The sequence below is a fragment of the Mycobacterium sp. genome, assembly GCF_052143115.1.
In the GTDB taxonomy this organism is placed as follows: domain Bacteria; phylum Actinomycetota; class Actinomycetes; order Mycobacteriales; family Mycobacteriaceae; genus Mycobacterium.
This window is the reverse complement of record NZ_JBKQTQ010000097.1, coordinates 1-7,010: the sequence shown is the minus strand read 5'-3', so window position 1 is coordinate 7,010 and position 7,010 is coordinate 1. Positions and strand designations below refer to the sequence as shown.

Genomic DNA, 7,010 nt, shown 5'->3' with positions numbered 1-7,010 from the left:
CCGCCGCCCCTGCGGGGAGTGGCTGAAGAGAGGCCTGCGTTGCCGAAAGTTGGTGTGCCCTCCTCGCTTTTGAATTGTGTCGAGGCAAAGGAGAGGTTGGTGCCGGTTGCGGTGACGAGGATATCCGGTGATCGGGTCGTGGTTGCGGTTGATCCGCACAAGGCGTCGTGGACCGCGCCGCGGTGGATGGTTCACTGCAGCCATTGGCCACCGTGCGTGTGCCGGTCAGCCGCGACGGCTATCGGGCGCTGCGCCGGGGCTTCGGTGGTCACGAAATCCTCCCACCATCGTCGCGGGAACCCCGGTCGTGTTCGGCATCCGGTCGGGTGGCTGGGTCGGGTTTGTGGGCGATGACCGCTACCGCGGCCAGGTGCTGGCGGTGGTGGCGGAAGGTGTGGCGCATGCCCAGCACGCGGCGGCGGGCATCAGGGTGGGTGAGCAGATTCGTGGCGAAACGCAGCGCCCCCAGGAATCCTTCGTCGGCGATGAGGCGCCGCAGCTGCAGTAGCGCCATCGGCGCAGTCTCGACGTGGTCGATGAGCAGGCCGTGGCCGGTGAGCAGGTGTTGCCATTCGGCCACCGTCAGGGGTCGGGCGTTGACCCGGATTGAGCGGGCCAACGCTTGCCGGATAGCAGCCTTCGTGGCCTCGGGCACGGTGTCGGGGGTCAGGGCGAGTTCATGGATGGCGTAGCGGCCGCCGGGGCGCAGCAGCCGCGCTGCTTCGGCGATGATCGCATTCTTGGTGGTGCCGGCCTGCATGGTCAGCATCGCCTCGCCGATCACCACGTCCACGCTGCCGCTTGCCAATCCGGTGCTGGACGCGTCGGCGACCTCAACGGTTCCGTGGGCGCCGACGATCGCCCGCACCGCCCGGGCAGCATCGGGATCCTGCTCGACGCCGAGGTAAGAGCGGGGTCGGTGCGCGATGATCTCTGCGGCGGTGCGGCCCAAACCCGGCGCCAACTCGACCACATCGGCATCGCTCAGCTGGGCGCGGGCCAACACCGCGGCGGTGAGCTGGGCACCGCCTGGCCGCAGGACGCGTTTGCCCAGCCGCGCCAACAGCCAATGACCCGCCACGGTGTCATCACCGCGACCCGCCAACGGCAGCCCGGCCCGCGGTTCGCTTGTCGGCGACGGATCGCTGTTGTGCCCATCGGTCATCGCACAGCCCGCCGGACAGGTGCGTGCAGGACCAGCGCTTCGCGGCGCTGGTGCACGGTGCGGTAGCGCAATTCGGCGGGTCCGGCGCTGAACTGGCGTCGGGAGCGGCGCGGTAGCCACACCAGGGCGCCGGGCTCAAGGTCGACGCGGTCGACCCCCACGGGTCCGGCCGGGACCGGGCGGCCGCCGCGATGACCCGGAAGCTGGGGCGCACACGTGCTGTGCCGCTTCGAGCATCGGCAGGATCGGTCGCACATCCGCCAAGACGCCCCCGGCCAGTGCGGCAGCGCCGGCGGCGCGCGCCACCCGGTAGACGCGCCCGTGGTCACGATGGCACCGCCGGTCACGATGCATCCGCCGCTGTGGTGTGCGCCATCTCGGAAATTAACGTCAATTGTTCACTGGCCCTGGCAATTTCGGCTGCGAAAGCATTGCGTCGTTCGGCAAGTTCGGGTCCGTCGGGTGCCATGAGACCACGGTGCCCGGCCAGCCGCAGGGCGGTGCGGAACAGCTCAAGCGACACCGACTCCTCGTCGCCCAACCGCCGCTGCAATGCCCACTGCTGGCCAACTCGTAGGCAGTGGTCGAGGAGTTCGGCAGTATCGATGGTCTCGTCGGGTGCCCGCGCGGCCAGCCGGTCGGCGAAGACGTGATAGGCGTCCAGGTACGGGCGCAGGACCAGATGCGCGAAATGCGGACGGGCGTGCTCGAGCCAGCGCCGCGCCGGATCGCTGCTCTGGTGATCGCGGTGGGCAGGGGTCGCCCAGTCTGGATCGATGAGCGACATCTCCTGCGCCATGTCGTTGCCGAACTCCTCGCGGTCGGCGAAGAAGAACTCGAACTTGAGCAGTTCGCGCAGCTCCAGCGCAGCGCGGAACGCACTCGCCTGCGGGTCGTCGCCGCAGCCTGCGGCGGTAACCAACGCCATCTCGGCGATCGCCCGGTTGACCAGCAGGTGGATCAGGGTATTGCGGTAGAAGGCGGCGACGAGGTGGCGCCCGGGCGCGATGGTCCACACCGGCTCGGTGCCGACGTCGTGGCCCCTTACGACACCCGAACGACGCAGCTCACCCAGGGTGCGCCGAACCGCGTTACGGTCGGTGAGGCTGCCGCCTCCCGCAATGGGGCTGTGCCGCTGCCGCAGATAGCGCGCGGTCGGCTCGATGGTGTCGATGACCTCGTCCAGGGTCAATGCGCGGTCCCCGGCAAGCAGCGCCAGCGTGACCGCGGCGGTCAGCGTGACCGGGGTCGCGCGGTTGATGCGGTGGCACACCTGCAATGCGATCCGTTCGACGAAATGCGTTTGAGCGAAGGGGCTTTCGCCGCTGGCGGCCAGGCGTTCACGCAACGGGATGGGCTCCCCTACGTCGAGGTAGGCGTGGCCGAGCCGGTGGCGCTGTTGCCAGGCGAACCGCACCAACCATCGAAAGTCCTCGGGACGTTTGACCAGGCCGCTGGCCTCGGCGGTGGTGGTCGCCACCTCGTGCAGCTGGTCGTACACGATTGACACCGGCACCAACAGGACCTCCGGGCCTTCGACTGCGCTCACCGCATCGACGAAGTAGTGCAGCAGCCCGTAACGGGGTGGACGCAGCTTGCCGGTCCGGGTGCGGCCGCCCTCGATCGACCAGGCGAGATTCACCCGGTCTCGCGCGAGCTGGCCCACGTAGCTGCGTAACACCAGCCGGTACACCGGGTCGTCGGCCACTTTTCGGGGAATGAAGATGACCCCGGTGCGCCGGCCCAGCGGGCCCAGCGGGAAGAAGCTCATGTTCGCCCCGCCGAACCAGAAGGTGGGCGAGAACCCGCGCGCGGTCAGCACGGCGTTCATCAGCCAGATATCGAGCTGCGAACGATGCGAAGGCAGCCACACCAGCGAGTGCCTGCGGTCCAGGTCACGCAGCCGGGCGAGCCCGGACTCGTCGGCGATGACGTCGTAGGCGCTGAGCAGCTTGTCACCGATGGACCGCAATGCGCTCAACACGACCGGGTCCAGTGCGGTGTTCAGCTGCTGCGCGGCGGCGATCGCCTCGGCGAGCACCGCCGACTCGTTCCGGCCGAGGTGGGTGGCCGTCTCGGCCACCGCCTGCCGGAACACCGCGTCGTCGATCAGGGCGTCGGCGTCGACTGGGCGCATCACGTCGCGGGCCGGCAGTCGTGCGCGCACCGCGTGCAGCGCCGCGGACACGGGCTTTGATTCGAGCGGGTTGAGCATGACAGCCTCCGGGTCACGGCTGGGGATGGGCGTCGGCCGGCGTGGTGTGCTGGCCAGCTTGGTCGTGGCGCAGGGCGACGACCTCGTCGAAACCGGCCCGCAGACAGGTGGCGAACACGGCCGGATCGGTGATGGCCGCGGGGTCGAGGTTGACCCCAACACAGCAGGTGCCGTTGTGCGAGACCAGCCCGGCCATCACCGCGCACCCCGGAACCGGACCGAACGGATACATGTGGGTGATTCGCGCTCCGGCCAGGTACACCGGGTGACCGATGCCCGGCACATTCGACGCCTGCAGATCGTGTCCGCCGGTGTAGTGCTCGATCAGCCCGGTAAGTACACCGGTTGGTAGCGCGTTGAGCGCTGGCGCCAACACCGACAACACGTCGATCGCCTGTTCTGCGCGGGCACCGCCGACGACTTCCCGAATCAGCCGAATTCGTTCGCGTGGGTCGCGTTCCCCGATCGGGGCAGCGAACCTGACCGCGCCGATGCGGTTGCCGCCCAACGGATCCTCGCTGGCGCGCAGGCTGACCGGAATGGCGACGGGGATGGCGTCGATTGGCACGTCGAAGTATTCGTGGTATCGGCGCAACGCGCCGCACAGCGCGGCCAGGTAGGCGTCGTTCACCGAGCCCCCGGCCGCCTTCGCGGCGGCCTTGAGGTCTGCCAACGCAACCTCGTGGGCCTCGAAGTGTCGCGACAAACTGTGGCCGCGCAGCAAAGGCGATCGTCGCGCCGCGGGTGCGGCGAAGACCCGGCCTGCGGACAGCGCGAGGCGAGCGGAGTCCGCCACAGCGCGGTCTGGGCGACGTAGGGCACGGCCAGCTGAACCGAGCACTCCTGCGGCGCGCCGAACCGCCACCCCGGGCGCGCGCCGGACGTCCCCGATCAGCTCATCGGCGAGCAGCCCGAGCGGGCTGAGCCGCTGCGGCGCCGGCGGCGGCGGCTGGGGCTTGTCCGGCGAGGGCTCGCGGGTGCGGCTGTGCAGCATCGATAGCAACTGGATGCCGCCCAGCCCGTCGGTGGCGCTGTGGTGCAGCTTGAGCACATAGGCGGCGCGCCCGCCGGCCAGGCCCTCCACCAGCGTCGCCTCCCACGGTGCCCGGGCGCGGTCGAACGGCGTCATCGACAATTGCTGGGCAAGGTCAAGTAGCTGCCGGTCGGTGCCGGGCTCGGGTAGCCGAACCCGGCGCAGGTGGTAGCTGAGGTCGAAGTCGGGGTCGACGGCCCAGACGGCCGGCCCGACCGGCAATGCCGGTTCGATCACCCGCTGACGCATACGCGGCACCATCCGGGTGGCCCAATCGTGGGCGTTGACGAGGCGATCCCAATCCGGTGCGCGGTCCAAGATGTCGACCACGGTGATCGTGCTGCGCAACCGCGGGTCTGCCTCCGCCCGCCAGATCAATGTTTCCAAGAGCGACATCCGCGGGGACTGGCCCCACACCGCGACCGCGTCGCTGTTTTTCGCGAGCCTGGTCATTTACATCACCCCGTGCAGGTCCGATGTGGGGGCATGCTCGTCGGGGCGTGGCCACCACGGCCGCGCCGGCATGCCCGGCCAGCGCCTTGCCACCCGTATCGATCGACTAGGCATCGGAGGGCTCCTGGGGCGGTTGCGGCCAGTCGTCGAGGGTGTCGATGAATAGTTGCCGTACGCGTTCCACTCGCTGCGGAAGGTCGGCAACGGACCACCCCGTTGTCGGTATCGGTGCGTGCACCACCACCCGAACGACAACGCGACGCAGCGTTTTCGCGTCACGCCACATCAGTTCTCCGGCGTTGCGGATGACGATCGGCACCACCGGCACGCCCGCCTGCATGGCAACGTGGAAGACTTGGCGGGCCAACGAGTCGGCATTGACCAGCGCGGAAGACTTGGCGGGCCAACGAGTCGGCATTGACCAGCGCGGTCAACCGCCGCCGCCGGGCATCCGGATCGATCTTGGGCAGCTCCACCTCGGGATCGGCGATGCCCAACAAGTCATCGAAAAGCAGCACGTCCTCAGGGTCTGCATCCGGCACCCGAGAGCGCACTCGATCACGAGCAGCCTGGGCATCCAGGCCACGCACACCGAAGGCTGCCCGCAGCAGCCGCGCCACTACGTGGAAAGGAATGTCGGTGGCGTGCGATTCGCAGTAGGCGTTGAACACCTCCACGCCCCGCCGAGCAGCGATTGCCGCCACCTCACGCACCAGACGACTCTTGCCGATACCAGGTGATCCCACCACGGTGACCACCGGGCCGTGGCCGTCGATGACACGCTCCAACAGGCCCTCGATGGCGGACAGTTCCCACCGCCGACCGACCAGATTCGACTCAGCACGTCCGACAGCAGGTCGTTCCCCGATGCTCAACAGCCGACGGGCGGCCACCGGCTCATCGGCACCCTTGATCTGAACCAGCTCAGATTCGCCTAGAGTCGCAGCGCCATCTACAAGTCGCGCTGTCGACGCGCTGAGCATCACCCCACCCGGCGGGGCGACCGACTCCATCCGCTGCGCCATTCCGACCTGCTCACCGATCGCGGTGTAACCGAACGGTCCTGAACCGATTTCACCGGCGATCACCTCACCGGAGTTAAGTCCAACCCGCAACTGGAGGTCCACACCGTCGCGGTCTCGAACGTCGACCGCAAGCCGCTTCGCCTCCTCCTGAACGCCCAACGCCGCCAAACACGCGCGGGTGGCGTGGTCCTCCAACGCGACGGGTGCGCCAAACACCGCCATGACCCCGTCGCCGGTGAATTTGTCGACCGTCCCCCCGTAACGCTGCACCACCGCTGCGCAGCGGTCGGCGAGGTCGGCCATGATCTCGCGGAGCCGCTCCGGCCCGACGGTCGCGGCGATGTCCATCGAATGCACAACATCGGCGAACAGCACCGTCACCTGCTTGTACTCGGCGCGGGTATCTGCTTCGTCGACTGGTGAGCCATAGCCGTGACAAAACCGGGCGTTCTCTAGAGGCTCAGTGCCACACGTCCGGCACGCTGCTATGGCCGTCATCCGACCCTCCGCCGATCCCGGGCCCCAGCCTTTCCAGGGTGCTCTAAGGATAGGCGGTTGGACACTCCACGAGGAGCCGTCGGCGTTTCACGGTGATTCCGGCGCAGAGTTTTGAGAGGCTCGTATCTCGTTTTCGAGACAGGTGGATAGAGGATTTCTACCCGCTGAGGGTGCCCCCATCAGCTTCCAGAGCTGGTTGCGACAGAGCTACGGCGAAGCGGTACACCTTCCGTCGACCAGCTGTAATGCTGCAAGCAGCCGCAGCTCGGCGTCGGACAGTCAACCGATCACAAGTTGGAGGCGGCGGTGGGCAGCGCCCCGTGGCGTGGTGTAATCGGTCTGATTAGCTTGAGGCTCTGTGTGTTCCAAACTGTGCCGTGAGAGCCGGGTTCGACGACGTTTTACCCACCTCGACCGCGCGCCGCCGCTGCGGACCGGTGGTAGCCAGTTAGCGCCGGACTTCCGGACGCTTCTTGGTGTGTGACGTCATCTCGGTGAGGACTGATGGGCTTACCCCGCGTGGAGATTTTTCGGCGGCCGCCAACAGAATGCCGACTGATTCGACGATGCCGGTAGGCGATGTCGTTGACCGCGGGCACGTTGTCGGGGCAGACGCACACG

At 68.1% G+C, this 7,010-nt stretch carries 5 protein-coding genes and 1 pseudogene; all 6 read right to left on the bottom strand.

Annotated features, from left to right (window positions below; genetic code table 11):
- Nucleotides 1-268: 268 nt before the first annotated feature.
- Entirely contained in the window at nucleotides 269-1,165 is an 897-nt protein-coding gene (locus ACLQI9_RS10445) for a class I SAM-dependent methyltransferase (protein ID WP_442378635.1), read from the bottom strand.
- Nucleotides 1,162-1,512: a hypothetical protein gene (locus ACLQI9_RS10440; RefSeq protein ID WP_442391646.1), complete on the bottom strand. Its 351-nt coding sequence runs from the start codon at nucleotides 1,510-1,512 to the stop codon at nucleotides 1,162-1,164. Before ACLQI9_RS10440 ends, ACLQI9_RS10445 begins: the two co-directional genes overlap by 4 nt.
- Nucleotides 1,509-3,380, bottom strand: coding sequence for a 1-acyl-sn-glycerol-3-phosphate acyltransferase (locus ACLQI9_RS10435; RefSeq protein WP_442379066.1), 1,872 nt, complete (start codon nucleotides 3,378-3,380; stop codon nucleotides 1,509-1,511). The genes ACLQI9_RS10440 and ACLQI9_RS10435 overlap by 4 nt, the downstream gene beginning before the upstream one ends.
- 13 nt (nucleotides 3,381-3,393) lie before the next feature.
- Nucleotides 3,394-4,866, bottom strand: a complete 1,473-nt coding sequence (locus ACLQI9_RS10430; protein ID WP_442379064.1) for a wax ester/triacylglycerol synthase family O-acyltransferase — start codon at nucleotides 4,864-4,866, stop codon at nucleotides 3,394-3,396.
- A 106-nt stretch (nucleotides 4,867-4,972) separates the two neighbouring features.
- On the bottom strand, nucleotides 4,973-5,194 hold the full coding sequence (locus ACLQI9_RS10425) for a hypothetical protein (protein ID WP_442391645.1): 222 nt from the start codon (nucleotides 5,192-5,194) through the stop codon (nucleotides 4,973-4,975).
- A gap of 70 nt (nucleotides 5,195-5,264) precedes the next feature.
- A pseudogene (locus tag ACLQI9_RS10420) lies at nucleotides 5,265-6,389 on the bottom strand (adenylate/guanylate cyclase domain-containing protein); the annotation flags it as partial.
- Nucleotides 6,390-7,010 lie beyond the last annotated feature (621 nt).